The organism is Pseudofrankia saprophytica (genome assembly GCF_000235425.2).
GTDB lineage: Bacteria > Actinomycetota > Actinomycetes > Frankiales > Frankiaceae > Pseudofrankia > Pseudofrankia saprophytica.
In genome coordinates, this window is the sequence record NZ_KI912266.1 from 621,935 (window position 1) to 639,292 (window position 17,358).

The following is a 17,358-nucleotide window of genomic DNA, read 5'->3' on the forward strand; positions in this document are numbered from 1 at the left end:
CCTGACGGTTGAGGTGTGAGGTCGTGTCGGCGCGGCGGGGCGCCACGGCGCCGTGAGCGGCCCGGCCCGGCGCCCCCCTGGACGCGCCGGGCCGGGCCGAGTCGCGGCGGTCAGCGGCCGTAGCGGCTGTAGCTCTCAGTGCCGGAGGTCGAGCTGGTCCCGTTGGTGTAGTACTCGGTGTTCTTGGCCCTGAGGGTGGAGCCGTTGGCCGCGGGAAGGATGTAGACCTTCTCGACCAGGCCGCTCTGGAAGTAGTAGGTCAGGGTGACCGACGTGCCCAGGTAGCCCCAGCTGATGTTCTTGGCGTAGCCCCAGTCGGTGTACTTGGTCCCGAGGCCCATCCAGGGGCGGGAGACGATCCGGAACTTGGCGGTGTTGAGGCGGTCGCAGTCGGTCTGCGAGATCGTGATGCTGGCGATGAACGCCTTCGAGTTGTTCGCCACCCAGACGCCGGCGTAGCCGTTGTCGCAGTTCGTCGACGCGCCGCCCGCGAACGCCGGGCCGCCCGTCGAGACGGCCTGCTCGACCGGCACCGGCGTCCCCGGCGCCGTGACCTCCGGCGCCGTCGGACCAGACGGCGGCGCCGACACCGCGGCCGACGCCGCGGCCGGGGGCGGCGCCGCGTCGCTGGTGCTCTCCGAGCTGCACGCGGCGGTAGCCAGGCCCAGTGCCAGGGCACTGACCGCCAGCGCGGCGCCGACCCGGCGGGAAAACGGAGCGAGAATGCGGTTCACGTTTACTTCTCCTGTCGGCCGCGCTGCGTCTTTCGGCAGCGCTTTACGGTTACGGGGAGCACCCCGGGTCTCCTCGCCGAGCACCGGCCGGCGATGTGGTCGATATTCGCAAAGGCCGAGCTCCGGCCGGAAGGGAGCGCATTCCCGACCTGCCCGGAGTGGGATAGGAACAGGGCCCTACGATCGCCGGGACATCTCGGAAGAAGCCCAGTTGGAGGCCAGACGACGAGGCGAGACAGGGTTCCGCCTGACAATCTGTCGGCCAGCCGACACCACGGCCCAGAACCGCGCCCGGAAACCGCACCGCTATTGGTCTTGGCGATCCGGGACCGCCTTCTCATGACATCGCCGACGCTGTCGTGCTCCCGTCGACGATGGGATCGCCATCCGCCGGCGGTACGGGCACTCGCCGCACGGCCAACGCGCCGAAACCGATGACGGTGGCGACGCTGTCCGCGATGCCGAGGGCGGGGATGTTGCCGATGTTCGCGATCGGGAACGCCACCGCCGCGAGCCCGATCAGGATCGCCACCCACCGTGGCGCGACGCGTCGCAGCGCGATCGCGCACAGCAGGAGCATCAGCGGGAAGCCCAGCCCGAGTGGTTTGATCAGGACGGCCGCACCGTCCCGATCGACGAGGGAGACGTCGCCGAGCGCGACGTGGATCGCGTCGAAGCCGTAGGCGACGTTGCCGGCGATCCCGATCGAGCCCACGACCAACAGCACGGCGGCGAACGTGCCGGACGTCCAGGTCGCGATCCGGATCAGCACGAGCGTGTAGGCGACGGCGCCGAGCACGTGGAAGATCCCGCCGGCCGAGTCGGACTCCCAGCCGCGCAGGGCGTAGAGGACGTTGGAGATCAGGTAGAGGACGGGCGCGACCACGAGGGACGCGTTCAGGAGCCGATCGGCGGGTGAGCCGGGGACGGCGTTCACGGGAAGCTCCTTGCGGTCGGAGCGGATCGGTCCCGATCAGGGTCGCGGCGCGACCGCACCGGCACATCCGGGCAGACCCGGCGGAATGGCAAGGGTTGTCCCGGTACCGCGCGCAGAGTGCGCTGTTGCACCATGTCGCTGTGCTTCGGATCTCGCCGCGTGTGGCGGGGCCGGCGTGCGGTGCCGCCGTCACGGCGCTGGTGGCGGGTGGGTTCGCCCTCGGAGCCTGGCTCGACAACCTGCACAACGGCCTGCTCGCCGTCGCCTTCACCGCCGTGGGGCTCTACGTCGTGTGGCAGCGCCCGGCCAACCGCGAGGCCTGGCTGTTCGTCGCCACCGGGGTGGCGCAGGCGGTGATGTTCGCGGCCCGCCAGTACGGCCTGCGCAGCCCCGCGCTGCCCGCCTCCTCCTGGGTCGGCTGGCTCGGGGTGTGGACGCTCCCGCTGGTGTTCGTGCTGACGGCGGTCACGCTCATGAGCTTCCCGACCGGGCGCCTGCCCTCGCCGACGTGGCGCAGGGTCATCGGGGCGCTGGCCGTGCTGGGCGTCGCGCTCGCGGCGATGTCGGCGCTGTGGCCGGTCGAGTACGCCCGGGTGCCGCTGGCCGCGCCACATCCGCTGCACCTCCCGGGCGCCGCGGCCGCGGCCGACATCCATCCCATCGCGATAGCTATCGGCTACCCGGCGTTCCAACTCGTCTGGGTGGTGTGCGCGATCAGGCGGCTGGCACGCGCGCAGGGCGACGAGTCCCGGCAGTTGCGCTGGTTCGTGTTCGCCGTGGCGGCGACGGGGGCGGTGATGGCCGCGGGGCTGATCGGGTGGCGCACCCCCGTGCCCGGGCTGCTGGCCGTGCCGCTGGTGCCGCTGGCAGCGGGAGCGGCCATCCTCAAGTACCGCCTCTACGACGTCGACCCGGTGATCAACGCGACGCTCGTCTGGGGCGCGATGGCGGCGGTGGTCACCCTCGGGTACGCCGTCGTGGTCGTCGCCGTCGGCAACCTGATCGGCGGTTCGGGCACGCTGCTCGCGCTGCTGGCCACCGCGCTGGTGGCCGTGGCGTTCGACCCGCTGCGCCGCCGCGCGCAGCGGGTGGCGGACCGGATCGTCTACGGCCGCCGCGCCACCCCGTACGAAGCCCTGTCACGGCTGTCCGCCCAGCTGACGGGCCCGTCCAGCGGACTGCTCGACGGGCTGTGTGCCACGGTGGCCGAAGGCACGGGCGCGCGGCAGGTCGTGCTGTGGACGGGATCCGCGGACGAGCTGCGCGCGGTGTCGGCGTGGCCGGCGGGGCGTCCGGACGAGGTACGGACCCTCGACGAGCTGACGCTCGGCGGGCGCGCGGTGCCGGTGGCACACGGTGGCCGGACCGTCGGCGCGCTCGCCGTGACGACGGGGGCGCGCGGCTCGTTGACCTCCCAGGAACGCGGTCTGCTCGCCGACCTCGCCGCCCAGGCGGGCCTCGTCCTGGAGCTGCGCGCGAGCGCCCAGCGGCTGGTCGCCGCGGGCGACGAGGCCCGGCGCCGGCTGGAGCGCGACCTGCACGACGGCGCCCAACAGCGGCTGGTCACCGTCGCGATGGAGCTGGGCGCGCTCGCGGGGGCCGCCGACGGCGCCACCGCGTTCGCCGGACGGGCCGAGGCGGCCCGCCAGCAACTGCTGCAGGCGACCGCCGAGCTGCGGGAGACCGCGCGCGGACTGCACCCGGCCGTGCTCACCCAGGACGGGCTGGAGGCCGCGCTCGGCTACCTCGCCGACCGCTCCGCCCTTCCGGTGCGGCTGCACGTCACCGTGGACCGCCGGCTGGCACCCGCCGTGGAGGCCACGGCGTACTTCGTCGTCAGCGAGGGACTCACGAACGCGGCCAGGCACGCCGGCGCCCGGATCACGACCGTCACCGCCGAGCTGACCGCGCAGGGGCTGCTGCTGGAGGTCCGCGACGACGGCCGAGGCGGGGCGCAGGCGCGCCCGGGATCCGGCCTGGAAGGACTCACCGACCGCCTCGCCGCCCTCGACGCCAGGCTGGTCGTCGAGACCGGACTCGGCGGAACTCGGCTGCGGACGGTGATCCCATGCGGGTGATGCTGGCGGACGACGCCGTTCTGTTCCGCGAAGGGCTCGCCCGCATCCTGACCGAGATGGGCTTCGACGTCACCGGCCAGTACGCCGACGGAGACACTCTGGTCGCCGGGGTGCGCGACGACCCACCCGAGGTCGCGGTACTGGACCTGCGCATGCCACCCGGCTTCGCCAACGAGGGCATCGAGGCGGCCATGGCGATCCGGGCCGCGGCACCGACGGTCGGGCTGATGCTCCTGTCGCAGTACGTCGAGGTGCACCACGCCCTCCGGCTGATGACCGAGTTCGACGGCGGAGTCGGCTACCTGCTCAAGGACCGCGTCTCCGACCTGCGCGTCCTCGGCGCCGAACTGCGCAACATCGCTTCCGGAGGCACGGTGATCGACCCCGACCTGGTGGTCCGCCTCGTCACCCGCCGCCGCGAGGACGACCCACTGGCCAGGCTCACGGACCGGGAACGGGCAGTACTGGGCCTGATGGCACGCGGGCACTCCAACGCCGCCATCGCCGCCGACCTCTACCTCGCGGTGAAGACCGTCGAGGCCTACGTGACCTCCATCTTCACGAAACTGGATCTGGCACCAGGCGACCGCGAACACCGACGCGTACTCGCGGTCCTCCGCTTCCTACGCGCATAAGTCCCGCGCCTGACGATCGCCACCGCTGGCGTCCAGGCCCTTGCCAGCGGCTCGCCCGATCTCTTGACCCGGCCGGAGCCGTCGAGCATCGTACGTCTGGTCAAATGCATACAAGATACATGATCTTGTATGGTTCATGCGTCAGCCCCCTAGGAGACCGCATGACGACCTTGCAGGTGCGGCGCGTGCCCTTCGACTTCGACGGCGACATCCCCTTCCTGTGGAACCCCGACAACCCCGAGTTCTCGCTGCAGGCCAATGCGACGGGCATCATCGCGATCGCGTTCGAGAAGTACATCGTGGCCGCGGTGAAGGAGGCGATTCCCCAGCTCACCGACCCCGACGTCGCCGCGGAGGCGGACGCGTTCCTCCGCCAGGAGGCACAGCACGCCAGGGCCCACCGCCAGCACCTGAGGGCGCTGGCCCGGACCTACCCCGGGCTCCAGGGGACGGCCAACGCCGCGATGGCGCTGTACGACGAGCTGCTGGAATCGAAGCCGTTGAAGTTCCATCTGGCCTACATCGCCGATCTCGAGTCGGCCTTCACCCCGACGTTCAAGCTCTTCCTCGATCATGAGGACCGGCTGTTCGCCCCCGGCGACGACCGCGTCGCGTCGCTGTTCCTGTGGCATTTCACCGAGGAGGTCGAGCACCGCAGCTCCGGCCTACGGATCTACCGGGAGTTCGGCGGCGAGGCCTACCGCCTCCGCGCGCTGCCCGCGGTGCTGTGGCACATCAACCGCCTGATCAAGGTCATCGCGGAGGGCTTCAACGAGCATGTCCCGTTCGAGGACCGGAAGGTCGACGCACGCTCCATGATCCCCGCTGTCGGGCTGCGGCAGGGGCTGCACCAGAAGCTGGCGTTCCGGCGCCGCGGCGCCGGCGCCCAGGGCTCGGGGGGTCTCGACTTCGTGCCGAAGAGCGAACGCCGCGCCGCGGCTCGCCGCGTCCTGCGCGCCCAGCTCCCGGGGCACGACCCCGAACACCAGCCGCTGCCGGAGTTCGTCGGCACCTGGCTGGGCCGCTACGACGACGGCGCGCCCGTCGCCACCTGGTACTCCGCCACCAAGGCCGGCTGAGGACGCCCCATGTCCAGTAGCTGCGACCCCGCCTTCGAACGGCTCGCCGGGAAGATCGGAAGCTTCTCCTGTGACTCGGTCGAACCCGTCATCCACCTGCGCGATCCGTTCGACCTGAGCAACGGGACGCTTCCCGTCGTCGAAACGCTCCTGATCGCCGGCGCGATACTCGCCCTGGTCCATGCCATACGGCGCTGGCGCCGGCACGGCGACCCGTCGAACCTGGCGATCTGGCTCGGGGCGATCGTCTACCTCGCCGTCACCGAGCCGCCCCTGTTCTTCTCCCGGAACCTGGGGCTGCCCGACAACATGCACGAGGTGTTCGCCCACAACGTCTTCACGATCCAGCTGGTGTACGACCGCATCCCGCTCTACATCGTCGCCCTGTACACGGCCCTCACCTCGCTGGCCTACGAGATCGTCCGGTCGCTCGGCGGCTTCCGCCGCAACGTCTTCCTCGGCGCGATCTGCGTCGGGTTCGTCCACCACCTCTTCTACGAGATCTTCGACCAGCTCGGACCCCAGCTGCGCTGGTGGATCTGGAACGACGACCTGGCCATCAACCAGCCACAGCTGGCGTCGGTACCGATGACCAGCGTCTTCATCTTCGCCGCGCTCGGCCCGGCCGCGCTCACCCTGCTGGTCCGGCTGTTCGTGGGGCGCAGGGCCGACCGGGGCGAACCCCCGCGCGGCTGGGGCCTCGCCGGCCGCACGATCGCGGCGGGGGTGCTCGTACCGCCGCTGATCGCCGTCGGCAGCCTGCCGTCCTCGGTGGTCGGCGACGACAACAACGAGGCCCAGGCGGTCGTCATGTGGCTGTGCGTCGCGGCCTTCGCCGTCGTCGCCGTGCCGGTCCTCTACCAGCAGTGGCGGTCCACCCGCGCGGCCCCGGTCCCGCCGGCGGCCGAACGTCCGTGGTTCGCCCTCGGGTATGGCGGCGTCTTCCTGGCGGCCTTCGTCGTTCTGTGGGCCACCGCGCTCCCCGACTACCTCTCGGCCACCGACGGCGTCACCACCGACGCCACCCCCACCGGCAGCCTGCCCTACGCCGTCGGATGCTTCCTGGCCGCGGCCGTCGTACTGGCCGGCCTCGCGACGGCGTCACCAGTCCTCGTCAGCCGCCGGCCGTCACGGTCGGCGCCGCGGGAACCATTGCCGGAGAAGTCGCCCGCCTGACACGATGATCTTGGTCGAACCGTAGCCCGCGGCCCGCAGTCCTCGGCCCGCGTCATACGGACCCGGGGGCGACGGCCGGCGCTATCCAGCGTTCCAGATAGCCGCGTAGGTCGGGCCCCGTGCGCGGCGGATCGGGTGGGTCGATCGTCATCGACTGGAGGATCCGCAGCATCAGCTCGATCAGCTCGTCGAGCCGGCGATCGTCGTAGCCGGCAGCCACCCAGTCGATCTCCGAACGGTGGAACAGGTCCTTCCCGAACTCCATCGCCACGGTCGAGGTGACGCCGCGCGTGAACGGACCGGGGCGGCCGGCGGCGAGCAGCAGGGTGAGGTGCGCCCTCGTGGGGAGCCATTCGATCGCCGTCGCGAGCGCCTCGACGACCCAGTCCGCGGGACGGGTGACCCGGCGCAGGTGCCGCGTGAGCTCATCGACGAAGGAACCGACGGCCGCCTGCCCGACGGCGATGAACAGCTCGTCCGTGCTGGCGTAGTACCGGTACACGGTCTGACGGATGACGCCGAGCTCCATCGCCACGTCGTGCAGCGTGAACGCCGCCGCGCCGTTGCGGTCGACGCACCGCATCGCCGCCTCGATGATCCGCGCGCGCGCCTCGTGCTCATCCGCGGGCGGCGAGCCCGCCCAGCCGTGACGCCTCGCCATGACCCGATTCCTCTTGCGTCGACAACCCGAGCTCTCGCCACCCACCGACCCCGCGGCCAACCTACAGGGCCGCCATCACCATACGAAGAAGATCAATTTGTGTGGTGAGGTGCCGCCGAAACGGAACTGGTCGCGGTGGCCACCGGGACGGGCGCCGACGGCGTCGCGGACAGTCGGGCCGCGAGCTGGCCGGTCCGGCCGGGCGCGGTGATCCATACCGCGCCGGCCACCAGCAGGCCGCCCACGATGCCGTCCAGCCAGTAGTGGTTACCGGTCAGCACGACGACGAGCGTGGTCACGACCGGGTGGGCGAGCGCGGCCCACCGCGCCCGGGACCGCAGGATCGTGACGACCCCCCATGCCTCCAGGATCGCCCAGCCGACGTGCATGCTCGGCATTGCCGCGTACTGGTTCGCCGAACCGCCCGTCGACGACGGGTATGGCGACGGGCCGATGAGCTGGCCGGTGTCGACGATGCCGACGTCCGGCAGCACTCCGGACAGGAAACGCGGGGGCGCGAGCGGGTAAGCCAGGTGGATCGCCAGCGCGGCGCCGGTCAGCGCGATCAGCGCGTTACGCACCCGAGCCCAGTGGTCGCGGTGGCGGAGCAGTACCCAGGCCAGAAAGACAATCGATGCCGGGAAATGGACGTACATGTAGAACCGGTTTGCCAGTTCCACCAGCGTGGTCGAGTGGAGGGCCCAGCGCTGCACGGTCTCCTCGCTCGGCAGGCCAAGCGCCCGTTCCAGCTGCCAGACCTCCCGGGCGTGTCCCAGCGCGACGCTCTCGTGCCCGGCCGCCAGTCGCCGCCCGAGCCGGTAGACCATGAACAGTCCGGCCATCAGCAGCGCCTGGCCGAGGGCGTATCCAAGCCACCGACCGAGCGTCCGCACCCGCCTCGGCGGCTCCTCGGCGGGCGGCGACGAGCCCACGTCCGCCGTCTCCCGTCCGCCAGCACCCACCGCCGCCGCGCTCATCGCACTCCTCCCGCTCTCCCGCCCGCGCGGCCGGCGCATTTCGTACCAGGCCCCATGTGGCGAGCCCCGCCGGCCATGGCCGCGCGCCCGGTCCGCGCGCCTGGCGCAGACATGAACTCCGGGCGTTCCACCGATGTCTGATTCATGAACCCTAGGCGGCGCACGTCCGTGACGTACCACCACCAAGGCAGCTAAAACGCCCCAGCGACGCCCGCGGACCGGCACGGGCGGACGACGCCGCCCTCAACCGCGCCGAGCAGATGCGGGCCGGCCGGCGCGCACGGTGTCAGAGTGCCGATGCCGATGCCAGGGCCGCCGCCCCGCGGGTGGAGTGGCGCAGATGCTGACGAGGAGTGCGATGCCGCATGTGTCGCCTGTTCGGAATGAGCAGCGCTCCGCGGCGTACTCACGCCACCTTCTGGCTGCTCGACGCCCCCGACAGCCTCAGCGACCAGAGCCGGCGTGAGCCAGACGGCACCGGGCTCGGCTTTTTCGACGCGGACGGCACTCCGCGGCTACACAAAGAACCCATCGCCGCCTATGAGGACCGAAGTTTCGCCGAGGCGGCCAGACAGGTCGAGTCGGCGACGTTCCTTGCCCATATCCGTTTCGCTTCCACGGGAGGCGTGGAAAAACGCAACACTCACCCCTTCGACCAGGACGGTCGCCTGTTCGCGCACAACGGGGTGGTCGAAGGCCTGGCCGAGCTGGACGCCGAGCTCGGCCCCGACCTGTCGGCGGTGAAAGGTGACACCGATTCCGAAAGGTTCTTCGCCCTCGTCACCCGCGAGATCAGATCGGCCGACGGCGACGTGGCCGCCGGCATCACCCGCGCCGCCCGCTGGGTCGCCCAGCAGGTGCCCGTGTACGCCCTCAACGTGATCCTCACGACCCCACAGGGGCTGTGGGCGTTGCGCTATCCCGACACCCACCCGCTGTACGTCCTCGAACGCCCGGCCGGCGGACACCATGGCGACCGGCATCTCGACCACAGCGGCACCGGCGGCCACATGCGCGTCCGCTCCCGCGACCTGGCCGACGTTCCCGCGCTCGTGGTCGCCAGCGAACGCATGGACGACAGCCCCGCCTGGCGCCTGATGGAGCCCGGCGAGCTCCTACACGCAGGGCCCGACCTCCGTGTCACCCGCCAGATCGCGCTTTCCGACGGGCCTGCGCACCAGCTCTCACTGAAGGATCTCCGACCTGAGGCCGCCGCCTCGCAGCGGCACGGATAGCGGCCATGGCAAGCGCAAGCCGCCACCCGCGGTCGAGCCGCCACCCGCGGTCGAGCCGCCACCCGCGGTCGAGCACCGCGCGGCCGTGCCTGCCCGGCTACCGGCCGAGCATGGCCTCGAGCGCGATGTTGTCGGGGTCGCGGAACGCGAGCAGCCAGCCATAGGGCAGCTCTCGCTTCGGCGTGAACGTGGCGCCCGCATTGGTGAGGTTTTTCTCGAGCTCGTCGAGATCGGCCTCCGTCTCCACGGAGAACGAAAGATGATCGAGGCCGGGGCGTGTCTCATCGAACGGCTCCGCGATGCGCTGGTCGTGTTCGCGCAGGACGAGGCTCAGTCCGCCGGGCAGCACGCCATGAGCGAAGGACGTCGTGTCGCCGCGGCCTCGGGCCAGCTCCTTCCAGCCCAGGACCTCGGTGTACCAGGCGCAGCTTCGATTCAGATCCGTCACCGTAAGACCCACGTGTGACACCCCGTACGGCATCTCGATCCTCCAAACAGGTGCGTCGACGGTCGCCGGCTCCGCGCCGGTCGGCCAGGTTGAGTCCAGGACGGGACGCCGGGCCTTTACCTCGAGACCTCGGACATGTGGCGTCGGACCCGACCGACTGTAGGCAGGGGCCGCCGCGGGTGTACGACCCGGACGGCCTTCCTCGGCACCGATCCGGCCGCGCTCCGGCCCCGATCCGGCCGCGCTTCGACCGCGCTCCGGGCCGTGGCGGGGCGGCCTACGATCGCGTCGTGACCGCCGCGCCGCTCATCGCCATGCGCCGGTGCGCCACGGTGGTCGCGGGCACGGTGGAGCACCGCGCGACCGAGGTGATCTCGTACTGGCACCGCCACGACCTGCACGAGATCGAGTACGCCGTATCCGGCTGCGCCGAGATTCGCACCCCGACGACGCACTACCTGCTGCCGCCGTCCCATGCGGCGTGGGTGCCCGCCGGAGTCGAACACGCCCCGCTGCTCAGGGACGTGACCACCATCGCGGTGTTCTTCGACCCCGCCGTCTTCGACTTTCCACGCGTGGGGGCCGCCATCATTCCGGTGCCGCCGGTGATGCGCGAGATGATGAGATACGCCGCCCGGTGGCCCATCGGTCGGACCCACGAGGACGCGGCGGCCAACGCGGAGGCCAGCGGCTTCTTCACGGCGCTTGCCGGCGTCGTCCGTCGCCAGCTCGCCTACGAGGCGCCGCTGTCACTGCCGGTCTCGGACGATCCCGTCGTCCGCGACGTGATCGCCTATACCGCCGCGCACCTGGCCGATGCCAGGTCCGCCGCGGTCTGCCGTGCCGTCGGCATCTCCGAACGCGTACTGCGCAGACGGTTCGCGACCGTCCTGGGCCAGACCTGGCAGGAGCACCTGCGGCAGGCTCGGCTGGTCCGGGCCATGGCGCTGCTCAGCACGTCGACGATGTCGGTCAGCCAGATCGCCGCCGCGGTGGGTTTTGGGAGCGCGAGCGCGTTGGCCCGCGCCTTCCGGGCTTGGACGGGAGAGACCCCTTCCGCCTATCGCGACCGCTCCCTCACCAGCGTCGACCCGGATGAGAGCGGACCGAACCAGACGTAAAGCGGATGGCCGCCAGGTTCCCCGCGCCGTCATGTGCCGGTCCCCAGGCGGCCGTCATGGGCTCGACGGGTTCTCCACATGCCCCCGCGCTCTGCCCCATCACCTGTTCCCTCACCCGGCAACGCCGTCGAACGACGTCGGACGACCGGGGAACCGCGGCCTCGTGAGGGCTGTACGCAGCGGTTTTCGCGCGCCACCCATGACATGCTTGCCAGTCGGCGTCATCGACGTAGTTGTCAGTTCCTGTGTTGTATGTAAACTGACGACGCCTGGTACCGCCGGCCCCTGGGGGATTGATGGCGACGGACAGCACGACGACCGGCGGTTCCACGTCGGACGTACTCCCCGAGGACAAGCCCGACACTCGTCTGATCAGCGGCGATTTCTGGGGGGACGACCCGCATCGCGGGCTGGCCTGGCTCCGGGCGAACGACCCGGTCCACTGGGACCCGGACGGCGAGATCTGGGGCGTCACCAAGTACCTGGACGTCCGCGAGGTCTCCAAGCACCCGGAGATCTATTCGAGCGCAAGCGGCTTCCGGCCCGATGTCAGCGGCTTCCCGATGATGATCGAGATGGACGATCCGGCGCACTGGCACCGTCGCAAACTGCTGAACAAGGGCTTCACGCCCCGGCGCGTCCAGGACCAGCGGGCCCGTATCCAGACAGTCGCGCACGCGCTGGTCGACCAGGTCTGCGAGCGCGGCGAATGCGACTTCGTCTGGGACGTCGCCGCCTGGCTGCCGCTCATCGTCATCGGCGACCTGCTCGGCGCGGTTCCCGAGATGTACCCGGACCTGCTGCGCTGGTCCGACGACATGATGCGAGGCCAGGGCCAGTCCGACAACGCCGAGGCCGCCGGAAAGATGATGACCGCCGCCGCCGAGTACTCCACGTACTTCACCGGGGTGCTGGCCGACCGGCGGGCGCACCCGCGCGACGACCTGCTCGGCGTCCTCGCGCACGCCGAGGCCGACGGCGACCGGCTCGACGACGAGTCGATGTTCTACGAGTCGCTGCTCCTGCTGATCGGCGGCGACGAGACCACCCGCCACGTCATCACCGGCGGGCTCTACCAGCTGCTGGCGGACCGGGCGAACTGGGAGCGGCTGCGCGCGAACCGCGCACTGCTGCCGAGGGCCGTCGAGGAGATGCTCCGCTGGGTCAGCCCGATCCGGAACATGGCCCGCACGCTGACCCAGGACGCGACGCTGCGCGGCAGGCAGCTTCGCGAGGGCCAGAAACTGCTGCTGCTCTACCCGTCGGCCAACCGCGACGAGGACGTGTTCGCGGACCCGTTCCGGTTCGATATCGAGCGCACCCCGAACGAGCACCTCGCCTTCGGCCTGGGCACGCATTTCTGCCTGGGCAACTCGCTCGCGCGCCTCGAGCTGAGCATCATCTTCGACACCCTGCTCGACCGGCTGCCCGATCTCGAGCTCGTCACCCCCGACGAGCCGGCGCTGCGCCCGGCGAACTTCGTCAGCGGATACGAGTCGCTCAAGGTCACCTTCACCCCGACGAAGCCGGTAGGCGCGACGCTGTGACCGACGGGGTACGGACGCGCGGCGTCGGTGGCGGCGCCGCGGGCAGGCGCCGCCGAGAGCGGGAGCTCTCGACCGGGATGGCGCCTCGGGTCGACACTGCGGGACGTGCCTGAGACAACCGCGGCGCCCCGCGCCGCCGACGAACCGGAGTCCAGGGCCGCCGAATCCGGGGCCGCCGAATTCAGGGCCGCCGAGTCCGAGCCGACCGAGTCCGCGTTAGCCGAGCCTGAGTTAGCCGAGCCCGTGTCAGCGGCGGCTTCCGAAGCGGCGGCGCCCACGACGCCGGGCGACGTGCTGCTGACGTCCACGACCGGTCGAGTACGGCTGCTCACCCTGAACCGGCCCCGGCAGGCCAACGCCTTCAGCTCCGCGCTCTACCTGGCCGCCGCCGAGGCGCTGCGCGCGGCGGCCGCCGACGACGGGATCGGCGCCGTCGTCCTGACCGGCGCCGGCAAGTACTTCTCCGCGGGTACCGACCTCGTCGAGATGGCCGCCCAGGCCTCCGCGGTCGCGGCCGGGAACGCCGCGACCGCCGCGAATGGCAGAGCCACGGAGACCGCGGCCACGGACACGGACACGGCGGACACGGCGCAGACGGCGCAGACGGCGGGCACGACCGGCGGCGGCCCCTTCAACGCCTTCCTGGACGCGCTGACGACATTCCCGAAACCGCTGCTCGCGGCAGTCAACGGCGCGGGCGTCGGGCTCGGCCTGACCATGCTCGCCCACTGCGACATCGTGTTCATCTCCGAGGAGGCCCGCCTCCTGGCGCCGTTCACCACGATGGGCGTCGCTCCGGAGGCCGGGAGCAGCTACCTGCTCCCTCGCCGGATGGGCCGGCAGCGGGCGGCGCGGGCCCTGCTGGCGGCGGAATGGATCTCGGCGGCCGAGGCGGTGGAGACGGGTCTGGCGCTGCGAGCCTGCCCGGCGGGCACGCTGCTGGCCGAGACGTTGGCGCTCGCCGCGACGATCGCTGACAAGCCGCTCGCCTCCGTGCTCGCGACCACCCGGCTGATCCGGGATGCCGAACGGGCGGGCATCGAGCGAGCTCGGCAGGTCGAGGGCATCGCATTCCGCGAGCTGATGCGCCGTCCCGACCTTGGCACCACCATCCTGGACCGGCTAGGGCCCTCCGCGCGCGACGAGCGGCGGAGCTGACGGCGGCGGAAGCAGGCAGCGCGCGAGCAGGCACCAAAGAGTTGCGGCGCGACCAGGCAGGCCCGAGCCGGGCGCCCGGCAACGGAGCTGGTCACGCGCGCGGCGCGGGCCGCCGGCCGCGTTCCGACGACAAATTCCGCCCATTCCACATACCTAAAGTCACGCAAGCCACTACCGCCTTGGCGGGGCGGATAGGCTGTAGATTTCCTCGGCAATAGCCTGTCGCGTTGCCTAACAGGCACGACACCTCGCACGCTGCCACACCCGATACACGTCCGATACAAGAGGAGCATGGTGGAACCGATCCGCGAGCGCGCGGCCGACGCGCAGCCGCGGCCGGTCCGCCGCGCGCCCTGGTCGGGCCGCTCCCCCGCCGCCGCCGCCGAGTCGGCCCGAGAAAAGATCATCGACGCCACGTTGGCCTGCATCCGGCGGCACGGCCTGGAACGCACCTCGATCAGCGCGATCGCGACGATCGCCGGCGTCTCCCGGCCGACCGTCTACGCGTACTTCGACACCCGCGAGGCGCTGGTCTCCGTCGCGCTCGAGCAGGCGGGCGCGTCGATCGCCGAACGGGTCGTCGCCGCGGCCCGGCGCCGGTCGAGGACGGCCGGCGACTTCGCGGTGGAGGCGTTGATCGCCGCCCGCCGGGAGTTCCGCGCCGAGCCGGCGCTGCACCCGATCAGCCAGGCCCCGGCGGACCCGTGGGCCGCGAACGAGGCGCTGTCCGAGAACTCCCTGGAGATCGCCAGGACCATCCTCGAGCCGATCACCAGCTACGACCCGTCGCTGGAGTCCCGGCTGGACGAGATCACCGAGACGCTGATCCGCTGGCTGCTCTCGCTGCTCATCTTCGACAGCGACCGCACGTCCAGCGACACCAAACTGCGCGCCTACCTGCGCCGCAGCGTCGTCCCGGCGATCCTTCCCGAGTCCCTGGAAGGCTCCGCCGAGCCCGATGACTCCGGGGCCGCCAGCGCGGCGGCGGACGCACCGGTCGCCGACGAGCCCGTCCCCGCCGACCACACCCCCTGACACTCCTCGCCGGGTGGCGCCGGCGATCCACCGGCCCACCCGGCGCCACCCGGCGGCGGGCGGCTCAGGTCGACGACGAGACGGTCTCGAGTTCATCCGTCCGGCCGGTGCCTACGGCCGCCGCCGCCTCCGGCCGGGCCGGGCGCATGAGGATCAGGACGAGGATCGCGGCGAGGACGCCGACGGCGCCAGCTACGAGGAAGGTCGCCTGGACGCCGCTGACGGCCGCGGTGTGCGCCGCCGTGTCCAGTGCCGGCCTGGCCTGCGCCGGCGCGGCGTTCAGCAGGCCGGGGGTCTGGCCGCCGGCGATGGCGTGGGCCACCCGGCCGCCGGCCGCGGGGATGGCCTTGCCCGCCAGGCTGTCCTGCGCGCGGGCGACGAAGACGCTGCCGAGCGCCGCGATGCCGAAGGCGTAGCCCAGCTGGCGCATGGTGTTCACCGCTCCCGCGGCCATCCCGGTGCGCTCGAACGGGACCAGCGACATGGACACCGATCCGAGCATCGGGGTCGTCATGCCGACGCCGATACCGATGATCGCGAAGCCGGGAATCAGTGCCGGCCAGCTGGCCGACCCGTGCACGAGCAGGGCGACCACGAGGGCGCCGACGCCGATGAACGCGAGTCCGCTGCCGATCACCAGGTCCGGCCGGCGCTCGTGCAGCAGCCGGCCGAGCAGCGCGGAGACGAGGAACGCGGTGATCGAGAGCGGCAGGCCGGTGAGGCCGGCCTCCAGTGGGCTCATCCGCAGCACCGACTGCAGCCAGATCGACGTGTAGGTGAAGGCGGAGAAGGCCGCGAACGTCATCAGCAGGCCGGCGAGCAGCACGGCGACGAAGGAACGGTTGCGCAGCAGCGCCAGGTCGAACATCGGGTGTGACGAGTGCGCCTCGAGAGCGACGAACGCCGCCAGCAGCACCACCGTCGCGCCGAGCAGCAGCCAGACGCCCGCGTCCGACCAGCCGTCGTCGTTCGCCCTGATCAGCGCGTACGTGGCGGCGGCGGCCGCGGCGGTGAAGCTGGCGATGCCCGGGACGTCCACGCGCACGCGCTGCTGCGCCCGCGCGTCCGTGAGGACCGTCAGCGCGAGCACGACCGCGATGGCGCTGACGGGCAGGTTGACGAAGAAGATCCACCGCCACGAGATGTACTCGGTGAGCACCCCGCCGACGATCGGGCCGATGGCCGACGAAGCGCCGGCGACCGCTCCCCAGATCCCGTAGGCGGCGCCCCGGTCCCGGCCTGTGTAGGAGGCGTTGAGCAGCGGGAAGTTGGTCGCGAACATGGCGGCGGCGCCGATTCCCTGGACCGCGCGGGCCGCGACCAGCAGCCCGTCGTTCGGGGCGAGGCCGCACATCAACGACGACAGGGCGAACAACACGAGCCCGACGACGTAGGCGCGGCGGTGCCCGACGATGTCCGCGACCGAGCCGGCGCCAAGCACCAGCGCGGCCAGTGCGAGCGCGTAGGCGTCGATGACCCATTGCAGCGCTCCGAAGGATGCGTGCAGATCGTCGACCATGCTCGGCAGCGCGACGTTCACGATGGTGACGTCGATCAGCAGCATGAACGTGCCCAGGCAGACGGTCAGCAGTGGCAGCCACTTGCGCATCGTGATACCTGCGATTCTGGCGAGACAGTGGTACGCGGTTGGGCCCCTCGTGGGCGGCTCGGTCCCCCAGCATGCTCCACGGGTCCGACAAGTCGGCCGTTCCGGGCGGCGGGCCGGGCGGCTGTTCCGGGCACCGTCCGGGGCGGCCGGTCCAGGCCTCCCGAGACCGCGCGGTCGACGGAGGACCGCCGAGTCCCGGGCGTCAGTGCGCGGATTTCCCCAGATAGGCGCACCTAAGCAGCCCGAACGGGCCGTCCTGGCGGGCCTGTGTGGATCTTTGGTCCGTCAGCCGACGACTCGCAGCCAGAGCCAGGAGGCGGTTGGCAGGGAAGCGGCCTGGATGGGCTCGAGCTTGACGGTGGCACCGCCGGGGTGGGCGAACAGCCGGGTGCCATCGCCGAGGAGGATCGGGGCGACGAAGACGAGGATCTCGTCGACGTGGCCGGCCTCGAGACACTGACGGGCGACGTCGGCGCCCAGGACGTTGACGTAGCCGTCGCCGGCCGCCTCCTTGGCCGCGGCCACGGCGCGACCGAGATCGTCGACGAAGGTGACACCCGGGACCGGGGTGGCCGGGGGGCGGTGAGTGAGCACGACCTGCGGCCCCTGCCAGGCGCCCTGGAAGGCGCCTTCCTTGTCGGTGCCGCGGTTCGGGTCGTCGCCGTCGAACGTGCGCCGGCCGGCGAGGATCACCTTGATCCTGCTGACCAGGTCGTCGATGAACGGATCCTCGACGAGGAACTCCGCCAGCCACGACATGTCGCCACCAGGCCCCGCGATGAAACCGTCCAGCGACATCGTGGCCGAGTACAGCACCTTCGCCATGATCCACCTCCGTCGACAACCGCTTTGCCGACAGAATCCGGCCCAACCGGACGCCGCCGCCTCCAGTATCGAAGGCTACGGCACCGCGGAACTCTGAATTCGC

The 17,358-nt window shown here is 71.4% G+C and carries 16 protein-coding genes; 9 read left to right on the plus strand and 7 right to left on the minus strand.

Annotation, left to right across the window (positions count from 1 at the left end; genetic code table 11):
- Positions 1 to 110 precede the first annotated feature (110 nt).
- Together FRCN3DRAFT_RS0202770 and FRCN3DRAFT_RS0202775 are read right to left on the minus strand one after the other, a co-directional pair.
- Entirely contained in the window at positions 111 to 734 is a 624-nt protein-coding gene (locus FRCN3DRAFT_RS0202770) for a hypothetical protein (protein ID WP_007514424.1), read from the minus strand.
- Between the two features lie 337 nt (positions 735 to 1,071).
- Positions 1,072 to 1,671, minus strand: a complete 600-nt coding sequence (locus FRCN3DRAFT_RS0202775) for a hypothetical protein (RefSeq protein WP_007514426.1) — start codon at positions 1,669 to 1,671, stop codon at positions 1,072 to 1,074.
- Positions 1,672 to 1,811: 140 nt separating this feature from the next.
- Between FRCN3DRAFT_RS0202775 and FRCN3DRAFT_RS0202780 the strand changes: the two genes are divergently transcribed.
- The 4 genes from FRCN3DRAFT_RS0202780 (at position 1,812) to FRCN3DRAFT_RS0202795 (ending at position 6,639) form a co-directional block, all read left to right on the plus strand.
- Positions 1,812 to 3,749 (plus strand): histidine kinase, encoded by a 1,938-nt coding sequence (locus tag FRCN3DRAFT_RS0202780; protein WP_027140189.1) that lies wholly within the window; start codon positions 1,812 to 1,814, stop codon positions 3,747 to 3,749.
- Positions 3,740 to 4,384: a response regulator transcription factor gene (locus tag FRCN3DRAFT_RS0202785; protein WP_007514430.1), complete on the plus strand. Its 645-nt coding sequence runs from the start codon at positions 3,740 to 3,742 to the stop codon at positions 4,382 to 4,384. Before FRCN3DRAFT_RS0202780 ends, FRCN3DRAFT_RS0202785 begins: the two co-directional genes overlap by 10 nt.
- Before the next feature lie 161 nt (positions 4,385 to 4,545).
- Entirely contained in the window at positions 4,546 to 5,463 is a 918-nt protein-coding gene (locus FRCN3DRAFT_RS0202790) for a metal-dependent hydrolase (protein WP_007514432.1), read from the plus strand.
- Positions 5,464 to 5,472: 9 nt separating this feature from the next.
- Positions 5,473 to 6,639, plus strand: a complete 1,167-nt coding sequence (locus tag FRCN3DRAFT_RS0202795) for a DUF7802 domain-containing protein (protein WP_007514434.1) — start codon at positions 5,473 to 5,475, stop codon at positions 6,637 to 6,639.
- Positions 6,640 to 6,691: 52 nt separating this feature from the next.
- Here FRCN3DRAFT_RS0202795 and FRCN3DRAFT_RS0202800 read toward each other — a convergent pair whose 3' ends face one another.
- Together FRCN3DRAFT_RS0202800 and FRCN3DRAFT_RS0202805 are read right to left on the minus strand one after the other, a co-directional pair.
- Positions 6,692 to 7,300: a TetR/AcrR family transcriptional regulator gene (locus FRCN3DRAFT_RS0202800; protein WP_007514436.1), complete on the minus strand. Its 609-nt coding sequence runs from the start codon at positions 7,298 to 7,300 to the stop codon at positions 6,692 to 6,694.
- 92 nt (positions 7,301 to 7,392) lie between these two features.
- Complete coding sequence (locus tag FRCN3DRAFT_RS0202805; protein ID WP_007514438.1) at positions 7,393 to 8,277, minus strand: phosphatase PAP2 family protein; 885 nt, start codon at positions 8,275 to 8,277, stop codon at positions 7,393 to 7,395.
- 365 nt (positions 8,278 to 8,642) lie between these two features.
- On the opposite strand from FRCN3DRAFT_RS0202805, the gene FRCN3DRAFT_RS0202810 reads away from it, so the two are divergent.
- Positions 8,643 to 9,512 (plus strand): class II glutamine amidotransferase, encoded by an 870-nt coding sequence (locus FRCN3DRAFT_RS0202810; RefSeq protein WP_007514439.1) that lies wholly within the window; start codon positions 8,643 to 8,645, stop codon positions 9,510 to 9,512.
- Positions 9,513 to 9,609: 97 nt separating this feature from the next.
- Here FRCN3DRAFT_RS0202810 and FRCN3DRAFT_RS0202815 read toward each other — a convergent pair whose 3' ends face one another.
- Positions 9,610 to 9,993 carry a VOC family protein gene (locus FRCN3DRAFT_RS0202815; RefSeq protein WP_007514441.1) on the minus strand — a complete coding sequence of 128 codons (384 nt, stop codon included), beginning with the start codon at positions 9,991 to 9,993 and terminating at the stop codon, positions 9,610 to 9,612.
- A gap of 257 nt (positions 9,994 to 10,250) precedes the next feature.
- Between FRCN3DRAFT_RS0202815 and FRCN3DRAFT_RS0202820 the strand changes: the two genes are divergently transcribed.
- The 4 genes from FRCN3DRAFT_RS0202820 (at position 10,251) to FRCN3DRAFT_RS42320 (ending at position 14,821) form a co-directional block, all read left to right on the plus strand.
- The gene (locus FRCN3DRAFT_RS0202820) at positions 10,251 to 11,081 is read left to right on the plus strand and encodes a helix-turn-helix transcriptional regulator (RefSeq protein ID WP_232793896.1); all 831 of its coding nucleotides are present in this window, start codon (positions 10,251 to 10,253) and stop codon (positions 11,079 to 11,081) included.
- Positions 11,082 to 11,377: 296 nt separating this feature from the next.
- Entirely contained in the window at positions 11,378 to 12,628 is a 1,251-nt protein-coding gene (locus tag FRCN3DRAFT_RS0202825) for a cytochrome P450 (protein ID WP_007514446.1), read from the plus strand.
- Positions 12,629 to 12,733: 105 nt separating this feature from the next.
- Positions 12,734 to 13,786, plus strand: a complete 1,053-nt coding sequence (locus FRCN3DRAFT_RS42315) for an enoyl-CoA hydratase/isomerase family protein (protein ID WP_063630129.1) — start codon at positions 12,734 to 12,736, stop codon at positions 13,784 to 13,786.
- 291 nt (positions 13,787 to 14,077) lie between these two features.
- Positions 14,078 to 14,821 (plus strand): TetR/AcrR family transcriptional regulator, encoded by a 744-nt coding sequence (locus FRCN3DRAFT_RS42320; RefSeq protein ID WP_063630130.1) that lies wholly within the window; start codon positions 14,078 to 14,080, stop codon positions 14,819 to 14,821.
- Between the two features lie 64 nt (positions 14,822 to 14,885).
- On the opposite strand, the gene FRCN3DRAFT_RS0202840 is transcribed toward FRCN3DRAFT_RS42320, so the two are convergent.
- Both FRCN3DRAFT_RS0202840 and FRCN3DRAFT_RS0202845 read right to left on the minus strand, forming a co-directional pair.
- Positions 14,886 to 16,430 carry an MFS transporter gene (locus FRCN3DRAFT_RS0202840; RefSeq protein WP_007514451.1) on the minus strand — a complete coding sequence of 515 codons (1,545 nt, stop codon included), beginning with the start codon at positions 16,428 to 16,430 and terminating at the stop codon, positions 14,886 to 14,888.
- Positions 16,431 to 16,715: 285 nt separating this feature from the next.
- Complete coding sequence (locus tag FRCN3DRAFT_RS0202845; protein WP_007514453.1) at positions 16,716 to 17,255, minus strand: dihydrofolate reductase family protein; 540 nt, start codon at positions 17,253 to 17,255, stop codon at positions 16,716 to 16,718.
- Positions 17,256 to 17,358 lie beyond the last annotated feature (103 nt).

Coding starts and splice junctions, on each gene's coding strand:
- FRCN3DRAFT_RS0202840 (WP_007514451.1), bottom strand. CDS start 16,430: ATGCGCAAGTGGCTGCCACTGCTGACCGTCTGCCTGGGCACGTTCATG.
- FRCN3DRAFT_RS0202785 (WP_007514430.1), top strand. CDS start 3,740: ATGCGGGTGATGCTGGCGGACGACGCCGTTCTGTTCCGCGAAGGGCTC.
- FRCN3DRAFT_RS0202800 (WP_007514436.1), bottom strand. CDS start 7,300: ATGGCGAGGCGTCACGGCTGGGCGGGCTCGCCGCCCGCGGATGAGCAC.
- FRCN3DRAFT_RS0202815 (WP_007514441.1), bottom strand. CDS start 9,993: ATGCCGTACGGGGTGTCACACGTGGGTCTTACGGTGACGGATCTGAAT.
- FRCN3DRAFT_RS0202810 (WP_007514439.1), top strand. CDS start 8,643: ATGTGTCGCCTGTTCGGAATGAGCAGCGCTCCGCGGCGTACTCACGCC.
- FRCN3DRAFT_RS42320 (WP_063630130.1), top strand. CDS start 14,078: ATGGTGGAACCGATCCGCGAGCGCGCGGCCGACGCGCAGCCGCGGCCG.
- FRCN3DRAFT_RS0202790 (WP_007514432.1), top strand. CDS start 4,546: ATGACGACCTTGCAGGTGCGGCGCGTGCCCTTCGACTTCGACGGCGAC.
- FRCN3DRAFT_RS0202825 (WP_007514446.1), top strand. CDS start 11,378: ATGGCGACGGACAGCACGACGACCGGCGGTTCCACGTCGGACGTACTC.
- FRCN3DRAFT_RS0202795 (WP_007514434.1), top strand. CDS start 5,473: ATGTCCAGTAGCTGCGACCCCGCCTTCGAACGGCTCGCCGGGAAGATC.
- FRCN3DRAFT_RS0202805 (WP_007514438.1), bottom strand. CDS start 8,277: ATGAGCGCGGCGGCGGTGGGTGCTGGCGGACGGGAGACGGCGGACGTG.
- FRCN3DRAFT_RS0202845 (WP_007514453.1), bottom strand. CDS start 17,255: ATGGCGAAGGTGCTGTACTCGGCCACGATGTCGCTGGACGGTTTCATC.